The organism is Labilithrix luteola (assembly GCF_001263205.1).
In the GTDB taxonomy this organism is placed as follows: Bacteria; Myxococcota_A; Polyangia; order Polyangiales; family Polyangiaceae; genus Labilithrix; species Labilithrix luteola.
Map to the genome: position 1 here is coordinate 2,057,916 of NZ_CP012333.1, position 25,518 is coordinate 2,083,433.

Below are 25,518 nucleotides of genomic sequence, written 5' to 3' on the forward strand. Positions count from 1 at the left end.
AAACGAAGCGGCCGACTCGTTCTGCACGAATCGGCCGATTCACCGTCGAAGCGCGAGACCTCTTAGCCGAGGAGCGGGATTTGCTCGTCGGTCGCCGGCAGCGGGAACTGGCCGATGAAGTTCGCCTTGTCGACGTTGAGCACGCGGCGCATCTCGCGATGCAAGTGCCCCGCATGCATACGGACGCCGTTCGAGTCGTTGTCGGCGACGGTCTGAGCGACGTTGCCCTTGGCGACGCGCATGGCCTTCTGGCCAGAGTCGGTCTTACCGATGGCGCGACCGCCGCTGACGCCGGGGCCTGCGAGGAGCACCGATGTGACGTTCCAGTGGTCCTTGCCGTTGCCCGTGTTGTAGCGCGGCGTGCGGCCGAAGTCCGACGTCACGAGGACGTAGAGCTTGTCCTTGATGCCAAGCTGCTGGGCACGAAGCATGACGTAGCGGATGCGCGAAACGAAGTTCGCCATCGCCGTCTGCTGGTTCGTGTCGTGGTTCGAGTGCGTGTCGAACCCGCCCTGCGCCCACGTTGCCGAGGCCGACACGCCCGCGGCGAAGCAGCGGAGGATCGTCTCGAGCTGACGGCCCATGTCGATGAAGCGAGGATTGCCACCGTTCTGCGCGGCCGTGAGGTACGCCTTGCAGTCGGGCGGGAGGTCGTTGGCGAAGGTGTCGATGGCCGGCGCGGGTGCTTCGGCAACCGACTTGAGGAGGCCGAGCGCGCCGCCGGAGCGCGAGGCGTCCACGAGCGCGTTGATCGTGCGCTTGTTGCGCGGGAGGGTCGCGCGCTGCTGGAGGTCGACGAGGCGATCATTGCGAAGCGCAAGGATCCTTTGCATCGCGAAGTCCGAGACGAGCGGCTTGTCATCGTTCGGGTTCGCCATGAACGGCTGCGCGAGGAGCGGAACCTTGTCGCCCGGGAAGCGCGACGCACCGACGACGTCACCCGTGCGGTTGTAGTAACCGCCGGCGAGGAAGGCCATCGGGATGTTCCGCGTCTGCGCGATGTATCCCGCGAAGAGCGCCGCGAGCGAGGGAAGCTCGACGTCATTGTGACCACAAGCGACGCCCTGCGTTCCGGTGTCGTGGTTGTTGGTCTGCGTGTCCACGCCGTTGAAGACGAGGAACGACTTGCCCACGGTCTGGAAGAAGTGGACGGGATCCTCGACCGGATTCGTGTTGTCGCGGAGGAGGAACTTGCCGTCCTTGGTCTGCGACGGAACGGGGATGCCACCGACGTCCTGAACGGAGGTGACGAGCTTGTTCTCGTAGTCGGGCGTGACGCCTTCGGCGGTCAGCTTCCCGTCGCAGAACATCGTCGGGTCCCAGCCTCCACCGGCATGCATGTGGAGGAAGTACGGCCCGCCCCACGTCTGCTCGTCGGCATTCGCGCGAGACGAGGTCGCCCACGGAAAGAGCAGGGAGAGCCCAGTGACACCAGCCAGCTTGATGAAGTTGCGGCGTTCCATGGTCATCCTCACTCGTGGGTGTAGCGGTAATCCATCAGCATGTACGTGAGCACGGCCTGCCACGAGCGGATGGTGAAGTTGTCGTCGCGGTCGAGCTTCATGCCCGGCTGGTACGGCGTCTTGTCCGGACGATCCGCGAGCTTCGGGAACGAAGCCTGGAGGTTGCCGTTGTTGTCCGGTGCGAAGGTCACGCCCTTGTCCCAGTCGTCCTGGGCCACGCAGCGGTAGTTCGGAAGGCCCTTGTTCTTGCCACCGCCCTTGAGGTCGGTGTCTTCGAGGTCCTTCCAGACATCGACGAAGAGATTGTAGACGCCCGTGACCTGCGCGGAGTCCGTCTCCACCGTCTCGCCGAGGAGGCGGAAGTAGAGCTGCTTGATGTTCTCGCGGATCTTCGCTTCCGCATCCGGCACGGCGCCGAGCGGCGCGTCGGCGTTCGCGCGCGGTGTGAACGGCATGGTGTTGAGCTCGACGTTCTTGAAGAGACGCCGATCGGCGGCGACCTTGGTGAAGTCGTACGCGGTCACGCGGCACGCCACGATCGAGGCGGCGTACTGGCTCGTGGCGACCATGATCGGGCTCATCGTCTCGATGCGCTTCGTGGTGTCGCCCGAGTCGATGCCGCCGTAGACGAGGCGCCAGTCGTTGTCGCTGATGAAGTCGCTACGGAGGTATCCGTCGCGCGAGCGCTGCTCGTCCTTCACGGCGGCGGCGTTGAGGAAGAAGTACAGGCCCGTGGTCGCGCGGAACTTGCGACCGAGCATCTCCGGCGTGAGGAGGCGGCCCTGGCCGAGGCCTTGGTGGAGGCCGTCCTTCGTCGAGTCACCCGACACGGCGCGGAAGTACGCGCTGCGCACGATGTTCACGACGAGCTTGCGGAGATCGAAGTTCGACGCGGCGAACTCGGCGCCGACCTTCACGAACCAGTCGTTCTGGATGTTGTAGGCGCGAACGCGATCTTGGTATTCCGGCGCGTCCTTGTCCTCGGGGAACGCGAGCGGATCGTCGCCGATGATGCCCTTGTACATGACCTGCGCGATGGAGATGCCGAAGCGCGGATCACGCGGGATTTGAGCGCCGAGCCACATGAGCGCGCTGCCGTAGCTCTGCGGCGGCATCTGCACCGAGTTGATCCCCGGCGGCAGCATGTCGTCGTGCCATTTGTCGGCCGCATCGAAGCGGCTCATGTTGTTCTCGTTGAAGCCACGGAAGCCGCCCGCAATCGGGTCGACGACCGTGTGGCACACCGAGCACATCGGCGAGTTCGCGGTCGGGTTCTGGACCGACGTGAGCGCCGTCGAGTCGACGGGGCGCTGCGCGAACTTGAGAATGTCCGTGGCGAGGAAGTTCTTGAGGACGATGCGGGAACGCTTGCGGCCCTTGTTCGTGGGCGTGGTCTCCCAGCGATTCAGGAACGCCGGCGTGGAGAGCAGGCCCGCCACCGGACGCGCCGTGGTCTCCATCGGGCTGTTCGCATTGTCCTGACGGTTCTGCACCGGCGAGAAGTCGATGCGCTTCCACTCGAGGAAGTTCTCGGGCGCGACCGGCTTGTCGTGCGGAATGCCATAGAGCTTCGCGAGGTACGGATTCGCGACGACGTAACTGCCCGCGACCACGTCCGAGAACGGCAGGTTGTTGCGGACGATGTACTCGATGAGGCGCATCGGCTCTTGCGTGATCGAGCGCGAGGTCCAGTCGCGATTGACGCTCGAGTAGCCCGGATACCGGTCGTCGTAGAGCTCGGGCGCGTTGAAGAACGTGGCGCCGTTGCCGGCGTCGAGGCCACGCTCGGTGAGGAGAGCGTCGTTCCAGATCTCGCGGAGGCGATCGTAGAAGAGGTCTTCGTTCGTCAGCTTGAGGATGAACTGGTCGAGCCCTTCGTCGCTGCCGGCTTGAGCGAACTCCTCGTCCGTGGGGAAGCGCCCAGCCAGGGTGATGGCCGCCTTACGGGCCGTCGTCCGGTTGTCGAGATACTGGACCCCGAGCTGCCCATCGCCGTCGCAGGTCTTGTCGTTGCCCGACCGGAGGTCGTTCACGAATTTTGAAAGAATCTTGTAATCGTCCGAATCCTCGGTCAGGACGGCGCCGCCGCCGTGCTCGCGCTCGCCGAGCGGTTTACGCAGCAAAACAGGCTTGCCGTCGATCTCGAGCTTCGCGTAATCGCGAATGGACTCGATGTTGGCCGTGACGAAGTCGGGATACGTATCACGGTATATCTTGAATTTTGCACCGCGAGCGTCCGCCGCACCGCCAGGCGTGTGACAGCCCGCGCACGTTTGCATCGCTTTTCCATAAACTTGCGATGTGAAGTATTCGCGCGTGCTCACACAGCTCGGATCCGACGCGTCGTCACCGGAATCACTGCCGCAACCCGCGCCCGCAGCGGCTACGAGGGCCCCCAAGGCGACGACACCGAGCGTGAACGCTCGTGTCCCTGTCAGCATCCTGTCGTCGCTTCGTGAAGCGGTCATTGCAGACTCCTCCGCGTTCCGCGCACCACGTTGGCCATGGCGCGATCTGGCCCCCAAAACCAAGTCATCAAGAAAACTCGAACGGCTCTCAGGCTAGAGCAGGCTTAGAGCAGGCTAGAAAAGGGGCTCGCCCGTGTCGCGCCTGTGTCACGACTGGAACGGGCACTCACGCGCTCTGCGAGCGATCGACGAGAGACGCATGCGCACATGACGTCGCTCTTCGAATGCTGGCAGCTCGGCCGACCAGTCCTTGGTGAGAAGAGACCTCGAGTCTGAGGTGAGGTCAAGCACAGCGCAACCATCCGGCCAAAACAGGTGGCCCATCCTGTGCGCCATGGAGACATGCCGGACGCCGTGAACTCGCAGGTGTCGAGAGGTGTCAACAGGTGCCGTCGCGTGGTGATGATTCGGCATGTGTCGTACCGTCCGCGCAGACGGCACGACTATCCCGATCGTGTGGCAGCTTTGTTGTCCATCTCCCCGGGGATCACCGGTATGAGTTGAATGACGATGAAGCATCTCGATGCGTCGCGGTCTCAGCGACGACGAAGGACGGCATCGTTCAGCGTCGTCGTTCTCGTGTGCACCATCTGTTTTGGAGTTGGTTTCAGCGTCGTTGCCTGCAGCTCGGACGACGCAGAATCCGACGGCCAAAACAGCGGAAAGGTTACCTCCACGCCTTACACCCCAGGGCAAGCCGCCCCGGAGCCTCCGCTCCCGCCGGGCGCTGGGCCGCCCACCAGCAAGCCCACCCAAGATCCCGATCCGCCCAATCCGCCGAAAGACAGCGGTACCGATACCGGTTCGAGCGGAGGAATGGATTCCGGCAGCGGTGACTCCGGCGACGCAGGTTGACGGTTTCGACGGCAATTCCAGCCGGGAACTGGCAACGGTCGTCGATCCATATCCAATGGAATATTCGAAACAAGGAAGAACGATGACGAACTTCGTTTACGTACGTGGCCTCGCGGCTGCGGTTCTGATGGTTGCTTCGCTTGCCGCTTGCAGCAGCTCCGACGACTCCTCGAGCAACCCGTCGGGCAGCACGAGTTCGGGGCTCTCCGCGTCGTTCACGAAGACCTGCGCGAGCTGTCACGGTGCGGAAGGTCGCGGTAGCGGCATCTACCCGAGCCTTCCCAGCGGCCTCAGCGAAGCCGACTTCATCTCGACGGTTCGCAATGGCAAAGGAACCGGAATGGCCAAGTACGACGCGAGCGTGATTTCGGACGCCGATCTGAAGAGCGACTACGCGTGGCTCTCGGCGCGGAAGTGACGGTGACGACGTTCGCGAGCTCGGCCCGCGACGAAGAATTACCACGACTGACGAGCTGACGACATTTCCCGTCGACCGCGAGCGTTGATCCTTCCGGAGGTACGGTATGGATCACGCGATGGAAACGCCACCCAGCGCCCGCACGGACGAGCCTGACGAGATTGCTCGGCAAGCTCGCCCGACGCCGAGGCGCCGGTGGCGGCGAGCGGTCCTGTTCGTCGTCGGCGTTTTGGGCATCCTCGCCATCGTCTTCGCACGAGACGTCTCTCATCACGTACGTGCGCTCGAGCTGCTCCTCGCGTTCTCGAATCCGGCCGTGAAGCCGGTGGTCGACGACGCGATGACCACCTTCGAGGTACCTGCGGGCGGAGGATTGCCCGCCCGCAAGGTCGCCGCGCGCCTCTATTCGCCGCCGGGAGGTTCGGTGGACGGCGCGCCCGCCGTCGTCCTCGTCCACGGGGTGCATCGCCTGGGGATCGAAGAGCCGAGGCTGCAGCGGTTCGCACGCTCGCTCGCCGCTGCGGGCATCGTCGTGCTCACGCCGCAGGTCGACGAGCTCGCCGATTACCATGTCGCGCCAAGCTCGATCGAGACCGTCGGCGCTTCCGTGAACGCGCTTCGCGAGCGCACGCGTCACGCACAAGTCGGCCTCGTGGGAACGAGCTTCGGCGGCGGCATCGCGCTTCTGGCAGCCGCCGATCCGCGCTTTGCCGACGGCGTGTCGTTCGTGGTGGCCGTCGGCGCGCACGACGATCTCGAACGGGTCTCGCGCTTCTTCGTCACCGACTCGATCGAGCAGGTCTCGGGCCCGCCGAAGCCACTGCTCGCGCACGAGTACGGGGCGATGGTCCTCGTCTATTCGCACATCGAAGACTTCTTTCCCGCCGAGGACGTTCCGGCAGCCCGTGAGGCGCTCAGACTCTGGCTCTGGGAGAAGCGCGACGACGCCCGCGAGGAAGAGAAGAAGCTCTCGCCCGAGTCACGAGCCAAGATCGATCGGCTCTTCGCGACCGACGTGGCCGCCGTCCGCCCCGAGCTGCTCGCCGAGATCGAGCGGCAGGCAAGCCGCATGAAAGACGTCTCGCCTCACGGTCGGCTCGGTGGACTACGTGCTCGAACCTACCTGCTGCACGGCGAGGGCGACACCGTCATCCCCGCCACCGAAACACGCTGGCTCGCGCACGACGTCCCGCCGTCGTCGCTTCGAGACGTTCTTGTAAGCCCCGCCATCGTCCACGTGGAACTCGAGAAGCCGACGATGCTCGATCAGCTCGAGATTGTTCACTTCATGGCGCACGTCATCGACGAGGCGGAGGCGGAGAACTAGCCCTCGGGGCGTGCGCGCACGCCGCAAAGATTCATGGCGCACGCACATCCGCCCACTATATTGCGCGCCCAATGAACTGTCGCGCTTCGTTGATCGTGGCCTCCGTCCTGCTCGCTTCGCTTTCGCTCTCCGCTTGTGCGGCCGACGGCACGTCGTCGTCCACGGCCGAGCAGACCAACGAGGACGGCAAGAAGACCTCGAAAGATGGGGGCTCGACCGAGCCGGCGAAGGACGACGCGTCGACCAGGATTCCCGAGTCCGACGGTGGCTCCGATTCGGGAACCGATCCCAACCCCGATCCCGACTCGGGGACCGATCCGGGCGACACCACCGCGCCGGCGAAGATCGCCGATCTCGTGGTCACCGCCGAGTCGCATACCTCGGTGAAGCTCGCGTGGACCGCGCCGGGCGACGACGGCAACGTCGGACAGGCAACCGCCTACGAGCTTCGCTACGCGAAGACCGCCATAACAACCGACGCGGATTTCACGGCCGCGACGGCGGTGACGAGCGGCGTGCCGACCCCGCTCGCGGCCGGTAGCGCGCAAACCACCACGATCTCCGGGCTCGATCCCGAGACCACTTACTACTTCGCGATTCGTGCGCGCGACGCCGCGAAGAACGTGGGCGCCCTCGCGACGGCGAACGTGGCCACCAAAGCGCGCGCCACGTTCGTCATCACCGAGATCGCCACGGCCAATGCCACGAAGCTCGACTTCCTCGAGCTCGTCGCCACCAAGGCGGGTTGGGCAGCCGATCTCGAGATCAAGCAAGCGAGCGGCTCGCTCTACAAGCTCGGTGGATTCGAGGTGGCCCAGGGCGACATCCTGGTGGTTCACGCCTCGGGCACCCCCGGACCGAGCGGCTGGAAGCAGGAAGATACGGCCCAGAGCAAGACCGCCTCCACCGCGACCGGCGCCAGCGCTACCGCCTTCGACGTCTATTCGGCACAGACCTCGATCACCAGCACCGACAACCTCCTCACCATCGTCGACGGCACGAAGACGCTCGACGCGGTCGCCCTCTCCGAGCGTAGCGGCACCGCGTCGACCGCCGCCATGACGGCCTTCGCCGCCGCCATGACCGACGGTTCGTGGAACTTCAGCGCGGCACCGGTCAAAGGCACGAACGACTGCCAAACGCAGGCAGAAGCGGTCGCCGTTTCGACGGCGAGCGGCACCACGTGCGGAAAGTTCGCGACCGGGATCGCCGCCGGCAAGTCGATCAATCGCAAGGACCTCGTCGACACGAACGGACGCGCGGACTTCTACATCGCCGCGGAAACGCCAGGCGCCGCCAACACGCCCGTGCCCGCACCGAAGCTCGTCGGCTCCGGCGCGCCGAACGCCACGCAGGTCGACCTTGTGTTCGATCAGGAACTCGCAGCGACCTCGGTCACCGCCGCCGGCTTTGTGATCACCGGCGCTTCGGTCACGGCGGCAACGCTCACGGGACCGAACACAGTGAGCCTCACGACCGCCACGCTCCCGAGCGGGGTGCTCACCATCGACATCGCCGCTTCCGTCACGAACCTCCAGGGCGTTCCCGTCGCGTCGGGCGGCACGATCTGCGCCGCGGCAACCGAGGCCAAGCTCACGGTCACCGAGATCAATCCCAACCTCCCGGGCGGCAGCGATCTCATCGAGCTCCAGGTCGTCGAAGGTGGAAAGCTCACGGGGTTCGAAGTGCATGCCAATCCGACGTCACCCACGGCCGGCGGCACCTTGCTCGCGAAGCTGCCCGGCATCTGCGCCTCCGCCGGAGACATCGTCGTCGTGCACATCACTCCCGCGAACGCGACGGGATCGGCGCCCGAATCCGAGTCATCGACCAAGACGGACTACCCCAAGGCCGCGTACAGCGCGAACTACGACAACGCGTGGGATGTCCTCGGCGGCGCTACGGGCGTCTCCAACGAGAGCAACGTCATTGCGCTTCGCGCCCCCTCCGGCGCTTACGTCGAAGCGATCGCGTTCACCAACGGTGGAGCGACGACATCGACGGCCTACAAGAACTCGCTCACCTTCGTGCAGGGCCTCGGCCTTTGGACGCCTGCGAGCTGCGGAGGCGCCGCCTGCACGGACACCTCCACGCCGAAGGCTTCCCAGATCGGAGCCTCGTGGAAGGCCTGCACCACCAGCATCACGGGCATCAGCGCGCGTCGCATCGGCACCAGCAACGACGCGTCGGCCTGGGCCAACGACCTGCCATCCACGTTCGGCGCCGCGAACTGACTCCCCCGCTCATTCGATCTTCACCGGCGCGCCGTAGCTCTTGAGCTCGGCGCGCGCTTCGTTTCCAGCCGCGGAGATCTCGAGAAGGACCATGCCCACGCCCGGGCAGTACGTCGTCGCGTAGCGCGCGCCAGGCATGCGGCCGCCTTCTTCCACCGTCTGCACGCAGCCGCTGTAACTTCCCGCGGCCACCGTGACGTTCGTATCCACGGCCGAAACTTTGGTGGTCCCGCCGTGTTCGCCGGGCCAGCTCGCGCCGACTTCGATGGGGTCTTTCAAGATCGTCGCGCCGCCGTCGTACGAAACGCTCGAGGGGCCGTACACGAAGCGCTTGGTGGTGTTCGTGAGGCGAAGCTCCCCGTGCGTGGCGTCGCTGCGGTGTACGCGCGCGACGAGCATGCCGGTCTCGCCATTCTCGCGCGTGAGGTAGTGGTAGAGGCGCCCCTCCTCGAGCGGGAAGAAGCGCTCGGCAGCGGCGCCGCTCGAAGCCTTCGCTCCCCCCGAGGGTGCGGCGGCCGGTGAAGCGCCGCCGCAGCCAACGGTCAGAGGAGCAAGCACACCGAAGAGAACGGCGACGTTCGAACGAAGGCGCATCACGCCATCGTACGCAAAGTTCAGATCTTCTTCTCGGCTGCCGATGCTGCCGCTTCCAGATCGCTCGCGCGCTCGGAGGCACGCTTCTTTGCGGCAGGATCGGTGAGTAGCAACTCGGCCTTGCGGAAACGAGCGGCGGCATCGCGCAGCTGCGCCGGCGCTTTGTCGCCCGCGGTGGTCGAAACCGCCCAGAGGTGCGCCGCGTCGAACGCGGCGGCGCCCGCCAGCGGACCACCCTCGGCAACGAGTGCATCGAGTGCCTCGGTGTGCCTCAGGTCGAGCGCCTCCGGTGAAGCTCCGAGCATCATCTCCTTCGGACCGTTCGGACCGTGGACGAGCGCGAGAGCGACCGCGAGCACGAGGCGATCCTCGGGCGAGTTCGAGCCTTTCGCTGCGTACGCCGCTTCGACGAAGTCCACACGACGCCAGTACTCGCGGCCCATATCGAGACGCGCGCGTGCATACGCCGATCGAAGCTCGGGCGACGCCCACTCGCGCTGGGCACGAACCTTCGCGCGCAGGTCTTCGGTGAGCCCCTGCTCGGCGATCGCCTTCGGATCATCGATGGGCATGGCATGCGTGACGTCGATCCAGAATGGCGAGACGCCACCCATCACCGGTGCGGTCTCGGGGCCCCCGAGCATCAAGGCATCGAGCGCGTCGATGCGCCGCCCGCCATAAAGCTTACCGAGCAGCGCGCGGGTGCGTTCGACGCGTCCGTCGTGCAGCACGCCGGCCTGCGCGAAGTCCGTCAGCCCCACGAGCGCGGCGTCGCGACCTCGCTTCTTGCGCGGTTCGAGCGCCTCGTCGAGCGCGGCTTCGTAAACGCCTTTGAGCTCGACGTCCCATCCCGCAGGGACGGGCGCGCTCCGCATCTTGTCGACAAGCCTCAGATCGGCTGCGCCCGCCTCGATCGCAGCAACGCCTCGCCCGTAGCCCGAAAGACCACTGGCACCGGCGCTGAGCGTTTCGATGGCCGTCGCTTGTTCGAGGAGCCACGTCTTGAGCGGTCCTTTGACGAACGCGAGCACCTTGTCCTTGCTCGCCTTCTCCACGCCCGCGAGCGTCGGTGGAGTGTTCGCCGTGCGCGCGAGCTTGCCCGCGAGCGAGAGCCCCACGAGCGCGTGACCAACGCGGCCGGAGACCTCGTTCGACTTGCGAAGCACCGGGTCGACGAGCGCGTCGGCGCACTCGATCGGCGCGAGGTCGGCACGAAGCGCGCGCACCAGCCCCTTGGGGGCGTCGATGGTCTTGTCACCTTCGAGCGCGGCGAGCATCGCGTCACGCTTGGCGACGTCGCGTTCGGCGAGCGCGCTCTTCAGATCTTTCGGCGCGGGTTTCGCGGCTGCGCGAGAGACGAAGGCCGTGCACGTCGCGGGAACGGCGGCGACACCTTTGACCTTCGTAGCCTTGTCCCATGCGTCGAGGCGAAGCGAGCCAGGATCGACGGAGATGGGTGCGTCGTCGCGAGGTCCCTCCGGCAGAACGAACGGATCGGACTTGGCCGTCGAGGCCGGCGCCGAGGCCGCCGCAGCGGCAGGCGAAGCCGGACTGTTCGGCGAGCCGCTGGCCGCGACGTCGGCCGGCGACGCGGGTCCGGGGCTGGCCCCTCCGCACGCGGCAAGCCCCATCCAAGCGACCCCGACGACCACCCTGCCCAGCGAACCAACCCAGCGCCGCATTCCTTCTTCCTCGCTCTCTTTGGCTGCATCTTCGCGCATTTGCGCGTCTTCGTCCCGCGTTGGAAGCGCGCCTGCACCGCCGAGCGACCTCCGGACGCACCCGAAGTTCCCTTGTCATGTGGCGTTTGTGGAAACTTCTTGAGGTATCGTCCTTGACCATACAGGTGGGAGGGACTAGACCGCGACAGTCGCCGTGGTCCGGCTGAGCCTTCGTTCTTACGAATGGGCCCCTTGCCGCTTACGATTGGGCCGCCGACGAAAGGGTCTCGAAGATGGCGTTCTCGCGTGCGTTCATCGCTTCCTTCATCGCTTTGGCCTCCGTGTCGACTGCGGCTTGCTCGTCGAGCGAGACCCCGTCGAAGGAGAGCATCGACTCGTACGAGAGCGAGTTGAAGCTTTCGGGCATCAAGTACCTGGGCCCGATCAGCGACGGCGAGACCCGCACGGCCTACTACTCCAAGTCCTCCGGGAGCTACCGCTCCTACGGCTTCGAGGCGAAGGGCGGCGACGAGATCAGCGTCGACGTGACGTCCGAAGACGGCGACTCCATGGGTTGGATCACGAGCACGAGCAACACGGTGTACGCCGCCAACGACGACGCCTCACCGAAGACGCTCGACGCGAAGGTCGTCTACAAGGTCCCCGCCGGTAGCGCGTCGCGTCAGTACCGCATCGTCTTCCGCGACTACGACCGGCTCGCCGCCACGTTCAACGTCACGCTCCATGTGACGTCGAGCACGCCCGAGCCCCCTCCGACTTGCTCCTACGGCGGGAAGACGTACGACGTGGGCGCGACGTTCAAGTCGACCGACGGTTGCAACGACTGCTCGTGCGGAACGGACGGCAACGCCACCTGCGGGACGAAGGCCTGCGTCTGCGACCCGGACAAGGAGCCGAACCGCAACTACATCGGCACGCCGGCCAGCTGCGGAAGCATCCGCTACACGTGCCGCACGGGCACGCACTCATTCAAGAACGATTGCGGCTGCGGCTGCGAGCAGAACTGACGGTCCCCGAAGAGCCAGAAGGCCAAAAGGCCAAAAGGCCAAAAGGCCAAAAGGCCGAGCTCGCAGTTCGCCCAAAAACGACGACGAGCGTTCTCTGCCCGTCCGTCGTATAGGAAGGGGATGAGCGACGACGCCGGGAGCAAGACGGATTCGTCGGGGTTGGCCAAAGCCCCGGCGAAGGAGCCTGCTGCGCCGAGCAAAGACGTCGTCCTCCTCGGACCTCCCACATCCGACGGCAACGGCGTCCACGTGCTTCGTGCCCGCAACGAGCGGCTCGAAGCAGGCGAGCTTCGCGCTCTCCGTGAAGGTCAGCCCATTACCGGCGAGGTCGTGAGCCTCGAACCGCGCCAAGACGAACCGCGCATTTGCGACGTGCGCGACAGCTGGTCAGCGCCCAAGGGCACGGTCGTCGAAGCGCACAAGGGGCCTGCGCAGGTCGCGACCAGCGCTTACCGCGCAGGATGGGACGAGATCTTCGGCCAGGGCCAGAAGAGCGCCGAAACGAAGTCGATGTCGACGCGCGAGGATCTGCCGAAGCGCTCGCGCGACCTGAACTGACGCGCGCGAAAAATCTCGCGGCGACCGCAGCGGGGATAGCATGCGCGTCATGCTCCAGCCTGCGCGCGCTCTCGTTGTCGCCTTGGCCGTCGGTTCGCTCTTCGCGTCGCGCTCGGCATTCGCCGAGGTCGAATGCCCGGCCGGCTCCACGTCGAAGTCCGAAGGCAACTACAAGTGGTGCGAGCCGAGCGTGTGCGATTCGGACACGCAATGCGGAGCCGGCGAAGTTTGCCGACCCGTTGCACTCTGCATGCAAATCGGAACCACCGATCCGAAGAGTGATGCCGGTCAGCACCTCGTCGTCACGCAGCGCTGCGGCCCGGACAAGTCGTGCCCTTCGTCGACCACGTGCTCGGACCGAAGCCGGTGCATCGGGCGCGACGTCGCCGATCGTATGGGCCTTCTCACGCCGGCCACGGCAGGTAGCGCAGGAACGGGGAGCTCGGCTCCCGCTGCGAAGTCGTCGTGCGGCTGCGACGTTCCCGGCGTTTCGGGCGGCGGGATGACGGGCCTGCTCTTCGCCGGTCTCGGGCTCGTCGGGGGTGCCATGCGCCGCCGCTCGAAGCGATAGAGGGATCGCGCGCGATCCACGCACGGACTCGCCGGCGCGAGAACGGCGCGCGAATGGTGCAGAAGAGGGCCTGATTTCAGCCCTCCCACGTCGCCCCACACTGGTTCGAGGATTGCAGAGCTCGATGCGTGCGCGCGCGTTGGGGTGTGGTCGGTCTGCTTTCGTGTTTCGGGCTCGTCGCGTGTAGCGTCGAGACCGCGGGGGACGACGCGACAACCGGCGAAAGCGAAGTCAGAGTGGACACCCGCACAGAGGCCGCGCGAAGGCAGTACGACGCGAACGTGAAGTTCGCGATGTCGTACTCGGCACGTTGCACCGTTCCGAAGGGCCATCGCCGGCGTGTTCTCGTCACCGGCTTCGGACGCTTCGGACGCATCGGCGACAACGCGACAGGCCGCATCGTCAGCGCGCTCGTTCCCGGCGCGCGCTATCCCGAGACCTCGCCGCCCACCGAGCCCGGCGCCGTCGACCCTCCCGAGCCCCAGCTGAGCGTCGCCACCACGACGTTGGACCTACCGAGCGGCGAGAGCGTCGACGTGTGCGGCATGATCCTTCCCGTCTACTGGGACCTCGCCACGATCCTCATCGCCAAAGAGCTCGAGGCATTCGACCCGGCGCTCGTCGTGATGAATGGGGTCGCTGCCGAGCGCCAACCCATCTGGCTCGAGCTCGGCGCGACGAATCGAGCCAAGCCGCTCGAGGACGGCTCGAGTCAGCTACGTCCCGCCGTTCGCGACGACGAATCGTTCGCCAAGATCATCGATGGCGCGCCGGCCAGCGAGGATGCGCGCGGCAACTTGCTCTCGTGGCAGGCCGTCGAGAGCGCGGCTCGGAAGACGATCATCGAGCTGGCCGACGAGATCGACAACGGCGTTCGCTTCGGCGACGTGCTCGACGACGTGCGCCTCGCCGGCTACCCGCGTTCGAGCAACACATACTTGTGCAACAACGTGACGTACGCGACGGGCTGGCTGATGAGTCATCCCGGTCGTCACGTGCGCTTGCTCCGAGCGAGCCCGCCCCTTCCCGGCGCCATCAACGACGTGCCGATCGGCCTCCGCAAAGATCTCCGCGACGTGCCGCGCGTGTTCATCCACTGGCCGGCCGCTCTCGCCACCGCACATCACCACGCCGGCGCGCGCCTCATGAGCGCCATCATCGACGCGCAACTGGCGGCCCTGAGCGGCGGTGAAGCGCCGACGATCGGCGACAACGCCTTCGCCGATTCGACGCTGCAAGGCGGCGAAACGTTCTGACTCGCCGGCTCTAGTGACCCGCGCGTTCGAGCGCGATGACGTGCACGGCGACGGCCAGCGAGATGAGAATCGCCGTGACGGTGTGCGCGCGCCGCTTCTTGACGCGATCCCGGAGCTTCTCGTTGCGAAGCTGCAGACCGAGACCCGCGTGGGCGACGAGCAAGAAGAACGCGGCTCCCGCCGGAAGGAGCGCGAGCATGCCTCCTCCTGTCGCCGCGGGTGAGCCGAGCGCGGGGAGCACCGCCATCGTGTGGCCGAACGCGAGCGCCGAGGTGGCGAGGCCGAGCAGCACGTGCCGCTTGATGGTGGGCGAGGTCGGCGCCGCACGACGATGCTGGCGCATGCGATAGCCGAGCGGCACGAGGCCCGCCGTCAGCAGGGCAACCACAGCGAGCCATCCACTCCAAAACGCCATCGTCGGTCGACCTCGCGCCTCCGCTCAGCGAGCGGGGACTTCCTCGAAGACCTGATCGTCGGGGAGCTGCATCACTTCGCGACCGAGCTCACGAGCGCGGGCGCGATCGGCGTCGAGATAACGCGCACGGAACGATGCGCTCGGACGGAGCGCGAGGCTCTCGGCCGTCTTCTTGTTCCGATAGATGGTCACGAGTTCGGCTTCGGGCGCTTCTACGAGCGTGAGATTGAGCTTGCCCGCGCTCGCGCCCGAGTACGCTTGCGCGCCATCGGCGATGCACGAAAACTGCACCTTCTTCGGCGTTCGGTGCGTGATCTCGAGATCGAAGCTGCCCTGCGGAAGATGCAGCTTGGCGAGCGCGTACTGCGCCATGCGATAGCCCGCCACCGCCCATGGACCAGGCGCGCCATGGATCCTCGCCACGTCGTCGAGGGCGCGATCGATCGGATCGGATGCGGACGTCTCGGCGGCGGGCGCATGATGCCCATGGCCGTGAGGCGAGGCGGTCGTCTCGACCGGGGCGTTCGACGAAGACGAACCGCACCCGACGAGCGCGAGAACGAGCGCCGCGCCCCACGCGAGCCTCATTCGCCGGAGCTCCGCGCGACGACGTAGCCGACGAAGAACGGGCCCATCTTCTCGATGAACTCACTCGTCTGGCGCGTCTTGCGCATCGCCTGCACGAGGTGCGAGAGCGGGTGCAGGTCTTTGCCGACGAGACCGATGATGAACTCGTTGTCGCCCGCGTCGATGCCGTGGCACGCGAGGCGGACGTCGTGCGCGAGCTCCTGCTGGCCGTAGGCGATGCCGAGCGCCGCGTGCTCGCGGAGGATGTGGCTCTGATCGATCGGCTCGAGCTTCGCGAAGGTGCCCTTGCGACGAAGCGGGTACCAGACGTGCCACGGATAGCTCTCGTTGGACACGTTCTCGACCGGACGGCGAAGCAGCGTCCACTCGAGCTCCGGCTCGTGGCCCGTCGAGTACGAGCGCCCCAGCATCGCATAGTCTTCGCGAAGCTCGACGTGCGAGAACGGCAGCTCGTTGAAGAGCGGACGTACGCGTTTCACGAAGTGAGCCGGGTCTTCGCTCCACGTGAGGAGGCCGACGCTGCGCGGATCGACCGCGTCGGCATAGACGATGCCGGCGATTCGGTGCGACCTGAGAACGGTACCGAGCTCCTCGGCCACCGTGTCGGGGCCGCTCCTGCCGCCCGGCGGCACGCGGAAGACGAGCAGCTGCATGAAGAGGCGACGATTCGTCGACTGCTTCACGCCGTCTTTCTTGCCGCCGTACTCGTTGACGTCGATGGTCGGCAGGCCCTTCGCTTCTGCGCTCGGTCCGCCCGGTGCGTTCGCGTCGCTCATGGCCCTTTTCGTAGCACGAGGAAAGGCCGGGAAGCGACGGCGCGCGTGCGCACGTAATCCTTTCGCAAAGGTCGAGACCGAAGCTCGACCTCAATCGGTGTCGGTGGCAGCGAGAAGCGCAATCGATGCGCCGTCAGGACGAACCGCAAGCAGGCCGATGTCCCACGCCACGCCGTTGAACCAATCACTCGCGGCGTCATAGGTGAGGAAGGCGCACGCTTCGGCACGCTCGCCGGCGGCCTCGATTTTCGTGCCCGGTGTTGCATCGACCAGCGCGCTGAACGAGGTCCACGCGGCTCGACGACCATAGGCTCCGCCGAGCCCCGGCGTGTAGGCGCCGCCGTTCGACGCCGCTCCGAAGAGAGCTCCCCACACGAGCGCCGAATCGACGCGCGACACCTCGACCGACGACGCGCCCTCGAGCGATTCGAGCGGAAGCGCGCGCACCAGCCATTTTCCGGGCGAACGGCGAACGAGCGGCGGTTCGACGTCGAAGATCTTCACCTCGGCTTTGCCGTTCGAACCTTCGGTCCAAGGGCGAAGCGCTTCGCGCATGCGCTCGACCGTCGATGGCTCGTTCCGGAGCGTGACCTTCGGCGCAGGCTGCTCCGCAGGCGGTGGGATCGTGCGCATCGACGTGGGGCCGCCTTCGAGACGAGCGACGGCGCTCTGGATCGCTTCGGCGCCGTACATCGGCATGTACGTCGGTGCTTCGAACTCCGGCGTAAGCAGACGAAGCGGCATCGTCCCGAGCGGATGACCGCTCTCGGCAAGGTTTGCGTGGAAGCGAACGGCTTGCGCGTCGCGCTCGAGGCTCGTGCCGCGAAGCACGACCTCGTGGAGCCAGCATGCGAAGAGCTCACGCGTGGGGCCGTCGTTCAGGGGGCTCTTCTTCTCGAGCATCGAGAGGAAGATCTCCTTCGACTGACCATGGCTGAGGCGCGAGGCGAACGCGCGAGCGCGCAACTCTCCCGAACGCGGGCGCTGCACCGTGCGCACGCGATCACGACCGAGAAGCTCGATGACGGCCTCCACGCGGTCTTCGCCATTGGAGAGCGCGAGGGCTTCCTCGATCTCGTCGACGACGTTCTCCCATGGCGCGCACGCGGGGCCCTTCGCGTCGCACGACGACTCGAGCTCGCTCCAGAGTTGGACCAGATCGCTCGTGCGCCCATCTCTCGCGAGCTTGTCGACGAGACCGATCACCTCGGTGACGTCCGAGCTCGGACCATCCGAACGCAAGTGCGCTTTGAGCTGCTGGACGATCTCCGAGAGGGGCTTCATGGCGCCCAGCTTACACGAGGGTCTCGAGCGCGCCGCGCAGGAAATCACGGGCTACCACGACGTCGTGAACCTCGTCGGGCCCGTCGGCGATCCGCGCCGATCGCGCGAAGCGGTACCACATCGAGAACGGCATGTCCTCGCTGAAGCCGAGCGCGCCATGCATCTGGATCGCATCGTCGAGCACCTGACAAAGCACCTTCGCGACGTGGTTCTTCGCCATCGAGGAGTAGGGCCGCGCCTCCTTGTCGAGGCCCTGCTCGAGCATCGATGCACAGTGCAACGTCATCAAATTGCCCGCGTGGATTCCGGCCGCGGCGTCGGCGAACTTCTTCTGGATCATCTGATGGTGCGCGAGCGTCTTTCCGAAGCTCTCGCGCGTCACCACGTACTCACGACACATGTGGAGTGCGCGGTCGGCCCAGCCGAGCCAGCGCATGCAGTGTGTCAGGCGTGCCGGCACGAGACGCGTCTGCGCGAGACGAAAGCCGTCGCCGACGTTGCCGAGCACCGCCTCTTCCGACACGCGAACGCCATGAAATCGTAGCTCTGCTTCGCGATGCGCAAGCATCGGTGGGCTCATGACCGGCACGTCGCGAACGTGCTCGACACCTTGGGCGTGGCGATCGACGACGAACATCGTCGCGCCTTCCCTGCCCTCCCCCGTTCGCGCCATCACGATGAGGAACGACGCGTCACCGCCACCGGTCGTGTACCATTTGTGCCCGTCGATGACCCAGCTGTCGCCGTCCTTCACGGCGCGCGTGCGAAGGTTCGTCGGGTCGGCGCCCGCCCCGGGCGCAGGCTCGGTCATGGCGAATCCGCTGGTGATCTCCGCGCGTACGAGCGGCGCGAGCCATTTCTCGCGAACCGAGGGCTTCGCCGATCGCAGGAGCAGGTCCATGTTGCCCTGATCGGGTGCATCGCAATTGAAGCAAGCCGCGCCGAGCGGCGAGCGCCCCATCTCGCGGAAGAGCGCGCACATGCCCATGATGCCGAGGCCGAGGCCGCCGTGCTCCTTCGGTAGGTGGGGCACGAAGAGACCTTCGGACTTCGCGCGCTCCCGAAGCGCGGTCAGCGTGTCTCGCTTCTTGTGCTGATCTTCTTCGAGGATTCGCCACTCGTTCGGAATCACGTGTTCGTCGACGAACGAGCGAACGCGGGTGCGGAGCGCCTTGAGTTCCGGCGAGTGCTCGAAGCTGATGGTCATGGGCCGTCGAGCATAGCGACGCCGCGGGCGCGCGTGTTAGCGTCGTTGACCGCCCCGATGCCGCTCACTCCGCCTGCCAACTCGCGCCCCCCTCGTGAGGCTCACCGCATCGACGAAGCTGCCCTCGCCACGTGGCTGGGTGAACACGTCGAAGGATGCCGCGGCGGCACCGTGACAGTGCAGCAGTTCAAAGGCGGTCAATCGAATCCGACCTACTGGGTGGGAGTGACGGGCGGCGCAGGCGGCGACATGGAGCTCGTGCTCCGCAAGAAGCCGCCGGGCAAGCTCCTTCCCTCGGCACATGCCATCGAGCGCGAATACCAAGTGATGCGCGCGCTCGCAGCGACCGACGTGCCCGTGCCCAACGCGCTCGGCCTCTGCGAAGACGAGAGTGTCGTCGGCACGCCGTTCTTCGTGATGCAGTTCGTGCGAGGCAAGATCCACTGGGATCCGACGCTGCCCGAGGTGGGCACCAAGGAAGAACGCACGGCGATCTATCGCGAGTACGTTCGTGCGCTCGCCGCCCTTCATCGCGTCGATTACGAGGCGGTGGGCCTGAGCTCCTACGGGAAGGTCGGCGGTTACGTCGCGCGTCAGGTCGATCGCTGGTCGAAGCAGTACGAAGCTTCGCGCACCGGCGACGTGGCGGCCATGGAAGCCCTGATGACCTGGTTGCGATCGCGCACGCCGGACAGCGACGATACCTCGCTCATCCACGGCGACTACCGGCTCGACAACATGATGTTCGCGGTGGACGCCGCCGGCAAAACGGAGCCGCGCGTCATTGCCATCGTCGACTGGGAGCTCTCCACGCTCGGCCACCCCATCAGCGACCTCGCGTACGCGTGCATGGGCTATCACATCAACGTGCCAGGCCGCGGCGGGCTCGCCGGCGTGGACATCGCGTCACTCGGCATCCCCACGGAAGACGAGCTCGTCGCCGAGTATTGCCACCTCACGAACCGCGCGAAGATCGCCGATTGGCCCTATTTCATGGCCTTTGGTCTCTTCCGCCTCGCGGCGATCGCGCAGGGTGTCTACAAGCGGAGCCTGCAAGGCAACGCCAGCTCCGACGACGCGGGCGCCTACGAGTTCGCGGTGAAGATGCTCTCCGAGCTGGCGTGCAACATCGCCGGCGTCGCGCCCGGCTCACACGCCTAGGTCACGCCTACTTCGGCTCGGGCTCCTCGAGCGACGCCTTCATCTTTCCGATCTCGCGCTTCATGACGCGCAAGCGTGCGTGGTGTGTCACCCACCGCATGATCGCCTCGTCGGTCCACGGCTTGAGGATGACGGTGGCGAGCAATCCGCTTGCCGCGGCCTCTTGAATCTCCTCGAGCCCCGCATGACCGGTCACGATGATTCGCCCCATGTCCGGACGAATCGTGCGCGCGCGCAAGAGCAGCTCGAGCCCGTTCATCTCGGGCATCGCGAAGTCGACGAGGGCAACGTCGAAGTCGTGGTGCTGCAAGAGCGCGAGCCCGGCCGCGCCCGACGAAGCCACCTGGATGCGAAAGTCTTTCCGGAAGACGCGCTTGAACGTCTGGAGGTTCACCGGATCGTCATCGACGACCAAGACATTCGGCAGTTCCGCCGCGCTCATCGAATCGAGCGTATCAGAACGCAAGGCTCGATTTGGAAACGAGATTCCTCAGGACGCGAGCGATTGTTCGAGGCCCGCGCAGGGCAACGTCACCACGAACACAGCGCCGCCGTTCGGGCCCTCCTCGGCAGCAATCGATCCGCGGTGGTGCTGAACCACGATTTGCCGACACACGCTGAGGCCGAGCCCCGTGCCCTTCCCGACGCCTTTCGTCGTGAAAAAAGGCTCGAAAATGCGCGCGCGAAGCTCTGCCGTGACGCCGGGACCGTCGTCTGCAACGGTCAGTCTGACAGCGTCTTTCTCCACACTCGTCATCACATGGATTCGGCCCCTACCACCGATGGCGTCCACCGCATTCTGAATCAGATTCATCAGCACCTGACTCATCTGGCCGGGATGGAATTCGAACGGCGGTAGTTCGACGAGAGTCACGTCCAGCGTCACCCCGGCGGGTACGCCTCGCCTCACCAGCGCCAGCGTCTCTCGAACTTCGACGTTGAAGTCTCCCATCGAGAGCGTGGGCGCGGCACCTCGCATGAAGGTGCGCAGGTCGGCCTGAATGGATTGCACGCGTGCGGTGGCGGCATGCATCGCGCGCAGCGCTTCGCGCACGTCTTCACGCACGAAATCGATCTCGAGATCTTCGCGACGCTTCGCCAGCTCCGCGCGGCGGTCCCGCCGGTTCTCGAGCGCCTCGCGATAGGCGGTTTCGATCTCGAGGAGCGCATCGACGTACGAGCCGACAGGTCCGAGGTTGTTCTGGATCGCGTTGATGGGGTTGTTGATCTCGTGGGATACCTGCGCAAGCATCCGGCCGAGCGCGGTCAGCTTTTCGGCTTCGAAGAGCTTCTGCTCCGCGGCGCGCACCTGCATCTCGGCGGCGAGCGTTCGCTTGAGCGAGTAGTCGACCGACACGCGCGCGACATTGAGAACCAGCGCGGCGAGCGTGCTCGCGACGTAGCCCTCGACGATCATCGTCGTCGGTGGCAGCCCATGGAAACGCCCAAAAACCAGAGCTGTCAGCACGAGTCCGAACGGAAAGGCCGACACGAGAACGATCGGGCGCGAGAGAAACCCGTAGACCACGCCCGCGAACATGAGCGAGACGGTCCAATAGTGATTCGCCTGATTGAGCAGGAACAGATAGGCGAAGACCGTGACGAGCGTGCCGTGGAAGACGAGCTCGACGTAGAGCTTCTCGCCCTTCGAGAGAGCACGGTCACGCGGGTAGCGGAGCAGCGGAACGTAGGCGAGCGAGGCCATGGCCCTCGCGACGAACGATTCTTGCGTCCCGAAGCCGTAGGCGCAGAGGACGTAGAAGATCGGATGGCCGACCATCCCCATGAATGCAAAGTGGGGAATGAAAGACCGAATGGTCTCGTAGTCGCCGAGGAAGAGCTGCCAGCCCGAAAGCGAGAACGGCTCGCGATCGGGGCGATCGGAGGCTCGCGCCGTCGCCTGACCATTCTCCTCCTGAGGCTCTGTCACCTGGTTCCATGGAGATGCTAACGTCGGTCATCGATGCACGACGATCGAAAGGAGCTCCCGGCCGACGATTTCCACGCCTTTCGCCCCGTCCCCAAGACGGGCGTGATCTACGTGACGAGCGAAGCCACGAAGCTCGGCTTCTCGTCGTCGGATCCGGCGTGGTGCAACCTCGGTCAGGGCCAGCCCGAGACGGGTGAGCTTCCTGGAGCCCCGAAGCGCGTCCAGGAAGTATCCATTGGTACGGACGATCAGGAGTACGCTCCGGTCTCCGGTCTCCCCGAGCTGCGCGAAGCGGTCGCGAATCTCTACAACCGCCTGTACCGCAAAGGCATGGCCTCGCAGTACACGGCGGAGAACGTGTGCATCTCCGGCGGTGGTCGCGCAGCCCTCACGCGCGCCGCGGCGAGCCTCGGAAGCATCAACCTCGGTCACTTCCTGCCGGACTACACCGCGTACGAAGAGCTCCTCGACATCTTCAAGGCCTTCACGAGCATTCCGATTTTGCTCGAGGGCGACCGCGGCTACAGCTTCACCGCCGACGACCTCCGTCGCGAAGTTCTCGGCCGCGGCCTCTCCGCGCTGTTGCTCTCGAACCCGTGCAACCCCACCGGCAAGCTCGTCGCCGGCGAAGAGCTCGATCGCTGGGTGCATGTTGCACGCGATCTCGACTGTACGCTGCTCCTCGACGAGTTCTATTCACACTACATCTATCGCGGGCGCCCCGGCTCGCTCCCGGTGGAGAGCGCCGCGCGCTACGTGAAAGACGTCGACAAGGATCCGGTCGTGATCTTCGACGGCTTCACCAAGAACTGGCGCTATCCCGGCTGGCGCATCACTTGGGCACTTGCGCCGAAGACGGTCGTCGAACGCTTCGCCAGCGCGGGCTCCTTCCTCGACGGCGGCGGGAGCAAACCGCTCCAGCGCGCGGCGATTCCTCTCTTCGAAGAGGACTACGTCGTGAAGGAGACGATGGCGATCCAGAACGTCTTCCGCGAAAAGCGCGATCGCATGCTCTCGCGCCTCGAGCGCATCGGCGTGCGATTCGACCGCGTCCCCGACGGCACCTTCTACGCATGGGGCAACGTGGCTTCGCTCCCGCCTCCGCTCAACGAAGGCATGGGCCTCTTTCGCGCCGCGCTCACGAAGAAGGTCATCGTGGTGCCTGGCGAGTTCTTCGATGTGAACCCGGGCAAGAGACGGCACGGGCGCGCCTCGCGCTTCCGCGACTACGTCCGCTTCTCGTTCGGTCCCTCGATGGACGTCCTCGAGCGCGCGATGATACGGCTGGAAGAGCTCGTCGCGAGCGCCTGAGCTCGAGCGCGAAATCTCCGGTCTCCTGACAGCGACGGCGCGGCGTTTGCGAGAGCACGTCGCATGGCGATCGGCGTGTACGTCCAGGTTTCGCGATGGCAGGTCATCACTGCGATGCGCGCGGCTGCCGACCAGCTGCGTGACGAGCGCGCTCGCTCCGACGACGAGCCCGCGGTCGAGAAGGCGTTCGCGACATCGTGCGACACGATGGGCATTCCGCCTCGGGACTATCGCGAAACGGTCGCGGCGGATCCCGACCTCGAGCTTCTCGAGCAGCTCGCGGTGCGCGAAGCGTTGGCAGGCTCGACCGACCCGGGACCGTACGCGGCGATCTCGCGCGAATCGATGAGCGGTCAACCGGGCAACACACTCAAGTCGCGTACGCACCCGGAGACGAATCGACGTCAGTTCGACGTGCGCGCGGAAGAGGAAGCGGAGCTCGACGAGGTGGTCACGACGGAAGAGTGGCTGGATTCTCGGGTGACCTCGAGCAGCATCGGCGAGCGCTGGCGACGCCGCTTCTAGAGAAGCCTTTCGAGACGAACGAGGAGGAGGCTCGCGATGGATCATCGCTGGGACGAGGACATGAGGCGCGTGCACGCCGCCGAGGTCGAGCGCGATCGATACGATACGCCTAGGATCGAAGACGATCCCGACGTCGAACGCCGCGATCGTCTCGCGAAGCAGCGTCGCTCCCGCAACCGGAGTCCGTGGGAGATTGGCGCCGCCCACTACGACCAGCGCGATCTCTACACGCGCAACGCGCGGATCGACGACGCCGGTTACGGACGTGGCCCCGACTACCATCCAGAGGAAGGCAGCTACGCCGAGGTCTACGTGCGCGACATGGATCCCGCGCCTCCGGATACGCCGTTCGACAATCGCTTCGAGTCACTGGCGCAAGCCGCCGATCGCGAGCGCAAGCAGCGCCAGCCTACGGTCTACGAGCGCGAGGCGTGGCCGTGGCTCAATTACCCCGAAGCCGCGGTCTTCGAGGAAGACGCGCGCAAGGATCGCTCGACATTCGAGCGCGTGAAGCGCAGCGCCATGGGTCTCATGGCGCGCGCAGGAATCACGCATCGTGGCCGCGGCCCCAAGAACTGGCGGCCGGACAAGGTCATCTTCGAAGACGTGTGCGAGGCGCTCACGCATCACGACGAGCTCGATGCGCGCGACATCGAGGTCTTCGTGAACGACGGTGAGGTGACCCTCGAGGGCACGGTCACCGACCGACGCCAGAAGCGCCTCGCCGAACACCTCGCCGACGAGTGCGGCGGTGTTCGCGACGTGCACAACCGGCTGCGCGTCGAACGTGACGACGACAGCGGAATGTCGTTCGGCATGCCCATCCGCGCCTTCTGACGCGGAGGGCAGCCACTCTTCACCAGCGCTGAGAGCCCTCGGGCATGTCCACCCGCTCGCTCTCGAGGTGCTCGTGCTCGTAGCTCCGACCTTCATCGGCGAGCGTCCAATCGGCGATTGCCGTATCCGCTTCGTGAACTCCGTCGATGAAACCGCCGGCCGCTTCGCGACGCAGAGCGCGCAAACGCAGCTGTTCTTTCACCGCGAGAATCGCGACCAGCGCCCCGCCTCCCAGGGCGACGCCGAGCGCTAGACCGTAGGCGAAACCTCGACCGTCACTCATCGGGAACCCTCCGAGAGGAAACGCCAGCAACAGGCGTACCGTCGACGGGCGAGGCCCTCGACGACAGCGGCCGCGCGCGTCATTCAGCGCGATATCAGCGAAGCTTCGCGTCGCAGAGAGCCACGCACATGCGGTCGTTCTGTTTGCCGCAAACGACCTTCAACAAGCGGATTTCTTCGGGCGAGGCCGAGCCGTCGAGCACTTTTGGCTCGAGCGCCTGACGCACGGGGCCGTATTGCTTTTTGAGGACCATGTCGCGGAGACGACCGAGCTGCACGACTTCAGGCGAATCCGTCGCACGGCCGCCGGCTCCTCCCTTGCCGGTGGTCGAAAAAGTCCCGCCGTCCGTTTTGACCGCGTGGCCCAGCTTGCGCGTGCAGGCGTCCATGCACGCGGTATCGCCCTGATCACCGCAGATGCGAGCCAGGAGCACGACTTCGTCGGAGGTCCCCGACGGTGACAGCGCCTCCTTCTCGAGAACGAGCCGCGCCATCCAGAGCTGGCCGTTCGCGGCGTACTTCTGCGCTTGCTCGAACGGAGAGTTTCCGTCGAAGTCGCTCGCGTCGGCGTAGGCCGCAACGGGCGTCGCGTTGAATGAAGGAGGAACGCTCGCCGGCGCCGATCCGAGCGCGGCAGGCGCTTCGTTCTCGTTCTCGGTCTTGGTCTCGGTGGGCGGTGGCTTGCGCGCGAGCTTTCCGCATCCCGTGACCATCACGAACATCAGCGTTAGAAGCGAAGAGCGGCGGCGCAGACGAGAACGAGAACGAG

The 25,518-nt window shown here is 65.9% G+C and carries 25 protein-coding genes; 12 read left to right on the forward strand and 13 right to left on the reverse strand.

Annotated elements, in window-relative coordinates:
• Positions 1 to 62 precede the first annotated feature (62 nt).
• Both AKJ09_RS09330 and AKJ09_RS09335 read right to left on the reverse strand, forming a co-directional pair.
• Entirely contained in the window at positions 63 to 1,463 is a 1,401-nt protein-coding gene (locus tag AKJ09_RS09330; RefSeq protein ID WP_169927402.1) for a DUF1501 domain-containing protein, read from the reverse strand.
• Positions 1,464 to 1,471: 8 nt separating this feature from the next.
• The gene (locus AKJ09_RS09335) at positions 1,472 to 3,931 is read right to left on the reverse strand and encodes a DUF1592 domain-containing protein (RefSeq protein WP_146646846.1); all 2,460 of its coding nucleotides are present in this window, start codon (positions 3,929 to 3,931) and stop codon (positions 1,472 to 1,474) included.
• A gap of 510 nt (positions 3,932 to 4,441) precedes the next feature.
• Between AKJ09_RS09335 and AKJ09_RS09340 the strand changes: the two genes are divergently transcribed.
• The 4 genes from AKJ09_RS09340 to AKJ09_RS09355 all read left to right on the forward strand — a co-directional run bounded on the left by AKJ09_RS09340 (position 4,442) and on the right by AKJ09_RS09355 (position 8,765).
• Positions 4,442 to 4,786 (forward strand): hypothetical protein, encoded by a 345-nt coding sequence (locus tag AKJ09_RS09340; protein WP_146646847.1) that lies wholly within the window; start codon positions 4,442 to 4,444, stop codon positions 4,784 to 4,786.
• Between the two features lie 82 nt (positions 4,787 to 4,868).
• Positions 4,869 to 5,204 (forward strand): c-type cytochrome, encoded by a 336-nt coding sequence (locus AKJ09_RS09345; RefSeq protein ID WP_169927403.1) that lies wholly within the window; start codon positions 4,869 to 4,871, stop codon positions 5,202 to 5,204.
• 118 nt (positions 5,205 to 5,322) lie between these two features.
• The gene (locus AKJ09_RS09350; RefSeq protein WP_146646849.1) at positions 5,323 to 6,531 is read left to right on the forward strand and encodes a dienelactone hydrolase family protein; all 1,209 of its coding nucleotides are present in this window, start codon (positions 5,323 to 5,325) and stop codon (positions 6,529 to 6,531) included.
• A 71-nt stretch (positions 6,532 to 6,602) separates the two neighbouring features.
• Positions 6,603 to 8,765: a fibronectin type III domain-containing protein gene (locus tag AKJ09_RS09355; protein WP_146646850.1), complete on the forward strand. Its 2,163-nt coding sequence runs from the start codon at positions 6,603 to 6,605 to the stop codon at positions 8,763 to 8,765.
• Between the two features lie 9 nt (positions 8,766 to 8,774).
• Here the strand turns inward: AKJ09_RS09355 and AKJ09_RS09360 are convergent, their stop codons facing one another.
• Together AKJ09_RS09360 and AKJ09_RS09365 are read right to left on the reverse strand one after the other, a co-directional pair.
• Positions 8,775 to 9,359: a hypothetical protein gene (locus AKJ09_RS09360; RefSeq protein WP_146646851.1), complete on the reverse strand. Its 585-nt coding sequence runs from the start codon at positions 9,357 to 9,359 to the stop codon at positions 8,775 to 8,777.
• Between the two features lie 20 nt (positions 9,360 to 9,379).
• On the reverse strand, positions 9,380 to 11,080 hold the full coding sequence (locus tag AKJ09_RS09365; protein WP_146646852.1) for a hypothetical protein: 1,701 nt from the start codon (positions 11,078 to 11,080) through the stop codon (positions 9,380 to 9,382).
• A 233-nt stretch (positions 11,081 to 11,313) separates the two neighbouring features.
• Between AKJ09_RS09365 and AKJ09_RS09370 the strand changes: the two genes are divergently transcribed.
• From AKJ09_RS09370 to AKJ09_RS09385, 4 genes are all read left to right on the forward strand, one after another.
• Entirely contained in the window at positions 11,314 to 12,048 is a 735-nt protein-coding gene (locus AKJ09_RS09370; RefSeq protein ID WP_146646853.1) for a hypothetical protein, read from the forward strand.
• Between the two features lie 120 nt (positions 12,049 to 12,168).
• On the forward strand, positions 12,169 to 12,606 hold the full coding sequence (locus AKJ09_RS09375) for a hypothetical protein (RefSeq protein ID WP_146646854.1): 438 nt from the start codon (positions 12,169 to 12,171) through the stop codon (positions 12,604 to 12,606).
• A gap of 49 nt (positions 12,607 to 12,655) precedes the next feature.
• Positions 12,656 to 13,177 (forward strand): MYXO-CTERM sorting domain-containing protein, encoded by a 522-nt coding sequence (locus AKJ09_RS09380; protein ID WP_146646855.1) that lies wholly within the window; start codon positions 12,656 to 12,658, stop codon positions 13,175 to 13,177.
• 236 nt (positions 13,178 to 13,413) lie between these two features.
• Complete coding sequence (locus AKJ09_RS09385; protein WP_146646856.1) at positions 13,414 to 14,433, forward strand: C15 family peptidase; 1,020 nt, start codon at positions 13,414 to 13,416, stop codon at positions 14,431 to 14,433.
• 10 nt (positions 14,434 to 14,443) lie between these two features.
• On the opposite strand, the gene AKJ09_RS09390 is transcribed toward AKJ09_RS09385, so the two are convergent.
• From AKJ09_RS09390 to AKJ09_RS09410, 5 genes are all read right to left on the reverse strand, one after another.
• Complete coding sequence (locus AKJ09_RS09390) at positions 14,444 to 14,848, reverse strand: hypothetical protein (protein ID WP_146646857.1); 405 nt, start codon at positions 14,846 to 14,848, stop codon at positions 14,444 to 14,446.
• A 24-nt stretch (positions 14,849 to 14,872) separates the two neighbouring features.
• Positions 14,873 to 15,436 carry a formylmethanofuran dehydrogenase subunit E family protein gene (locus tag AKJ09_RS09395; RefSeq protein WP_146646858.1) on the reverse strand — a complete coding sequence of 188 codons (564 nt, stop codon included), beginning with the start codon at positions 15,434 to 15,436 and terminating at the stop codon, positions 14,873 to 14,875.
• Positions 15,433 to 16,212 carry a chlorite dismutase family protein gene (locus AKJ09_RS09400; protein WP_146646859.1) on the reverse strand — a complete coding sequence of 260 codons (780 nt, stop codon included), beginning with the start codon at positions 16,210 to 16,212 and terminating at the stop codon, positions 15,433 to 15,435. The genes AKJ09_RS09395 and AKJ09_RS09400 overlap by 4 nt, the downstream gene beginning before the upstream one ends.
• Positions 16,213 to 16,302: 90 nt before the next feature.
• Entirely contained in the window at positions 16,303 to 17,496 is a 1,194-nt protein-coding gene (locus AKJ09_RS09405; protein ID WP_146646860.1) for a DUF6183 family protein, read from the reverse strand.
• A gap of 10 nt (positions 17,497 to 17,506) precedes the next feature.
• Entirely contained in the window at positions 17,507 to 18,703 is a 1,197-nt protein-coding gene (locus tag AKJ09_RS09410; protein WP_146646861.1) for an acyl-CoA dehydrogenase family protein, read from the reverse strand.
• 57 nt (positions 18,704 to 18,760) lie between these two features.
• Here AKJ09_RS09410 and AKJ09_RS09415 point away from each other — a divergent pair, with 57 nt between their 5' ends.
• Positions 18,761 to 19,864 (forward strand): phosphotransferase family protein, encoded by a 1,104-nt coding sequence (locus AKJ09_RS09415; protein WP_146646862.1) that lies wholly within the window; start codon positions 18,761 to 18,763, stop codon positions 19,862 to 19,864.
• A 7-nt stretch (positions 19,865 to 19,871) separates the two neighbouring features.
• Here AKJ09_RS09415 and AKJ09_RS09420 read toward each other — a convergent pair whose 3' ends face one another.
• Positions 19,872 to 20,306 carry a response regulator gene (locus tag AKJ09_RS09420; RefSeq protein ID WP_146646863.1) on the reverse strand — a complete coding sequence of 145 codons (435 nt, stop codon included), beginning with the start codon at positions 20,304 to 20,306 and terminating at the stop codon, positions 19,872 to 19,874.
• Positions 20,307 to 20,354: 48 nt separating this feature from the next.
• Complete coding sequence (locus AKJ09_RS09425; RefSeq protein ID WP_146646864.1) at positions 20,355 to 21,794, reverse strand: sensor histidine kinase; 1,440 nt, start codon at positions 21,792 to 21,794, stop codon at positions 20,355 to 20,357.
• Between the two features lie 33 nt (positions 21,795 to 21,827).
• Here AKJ09_RS09425 and AKJ09_RS09430 point away from each other — a divergent pair, with 33 nt between their 5' ends.
• From AKJ09_RS09430 to AKJ09_RS09440, 3 genes are all read left to right on the forward strand, one after another.
• Positions 21,828 to 23,105, forward strand: a complete 1,278-nt coding sequence (locus AKJ09_RS09430; protein ID WP_146646865.1) for a pyridoxal phosphate-dependent aminotransferase — start codon at positions 21,828 to 21,830, stop codon at positions 23,103 to 23,105.
• A gap of 63 nt (positions 23,106 to 23,168) precedes the next feature.
• The gene (locus tag AKJ09_RS09435; RefSeq protein WP_146646866.1) at positions 23,169 to 23,630 is read left to right on the forward strand and encodes a hypothetical protein; all 462 of its coding nucleotides are present in this window, start codon (positions 23,169 to 23,171) and stop codon (positions 23,628 to 23,630) included.
• Positions 23,631 to 23,666: 36 nt separating this feature from the next.
• The gene (locus AKJ09_RS09440; RefSeq protein WP_146646867.1) at positions 23,667 to 24,467 is read left to right on the forward strand and encodes a BON domain-containing protein; all 801 of its coding nucleotides are present in this window, start codon (positions 23,667 to 23,669) and stop codon (positions 24,465 to 24,467) included.
• Positions 24,468 to 24,486: 19 nt separating this feature from the next.
• Here AKJ09_RS09440 and AKJ09_RS09445 read toward each other — a convergent pair whose 3' ends face one another.
• Complete coding sequence (locus tag AKJ09_RS09445; protein WP_146646868.1) at positions 24,487 to 24,750, reverse strand: hypothetical protein; 264 nt, start codon at positions 24,748 to 24,750, stop codon at positions 24,487 to 24,489.
• 94 nt (positions 24,751 to 24,844) lie between these two features.
• The gene (locus AKJ09_RS09450) at positions 24,845 to 25,465 is read right to left on the reverse strand and encodes a hypothetical protein (protein ID WP_146646869.1); all 621 of its coding nucleotides are present in this window, start codon (positions 25,463 to 25,465) and stop codon (positions 24,845 to 24,847) included.
• Positions 25,466 to 25,518 lie beyond the last annotated feature (53 nt).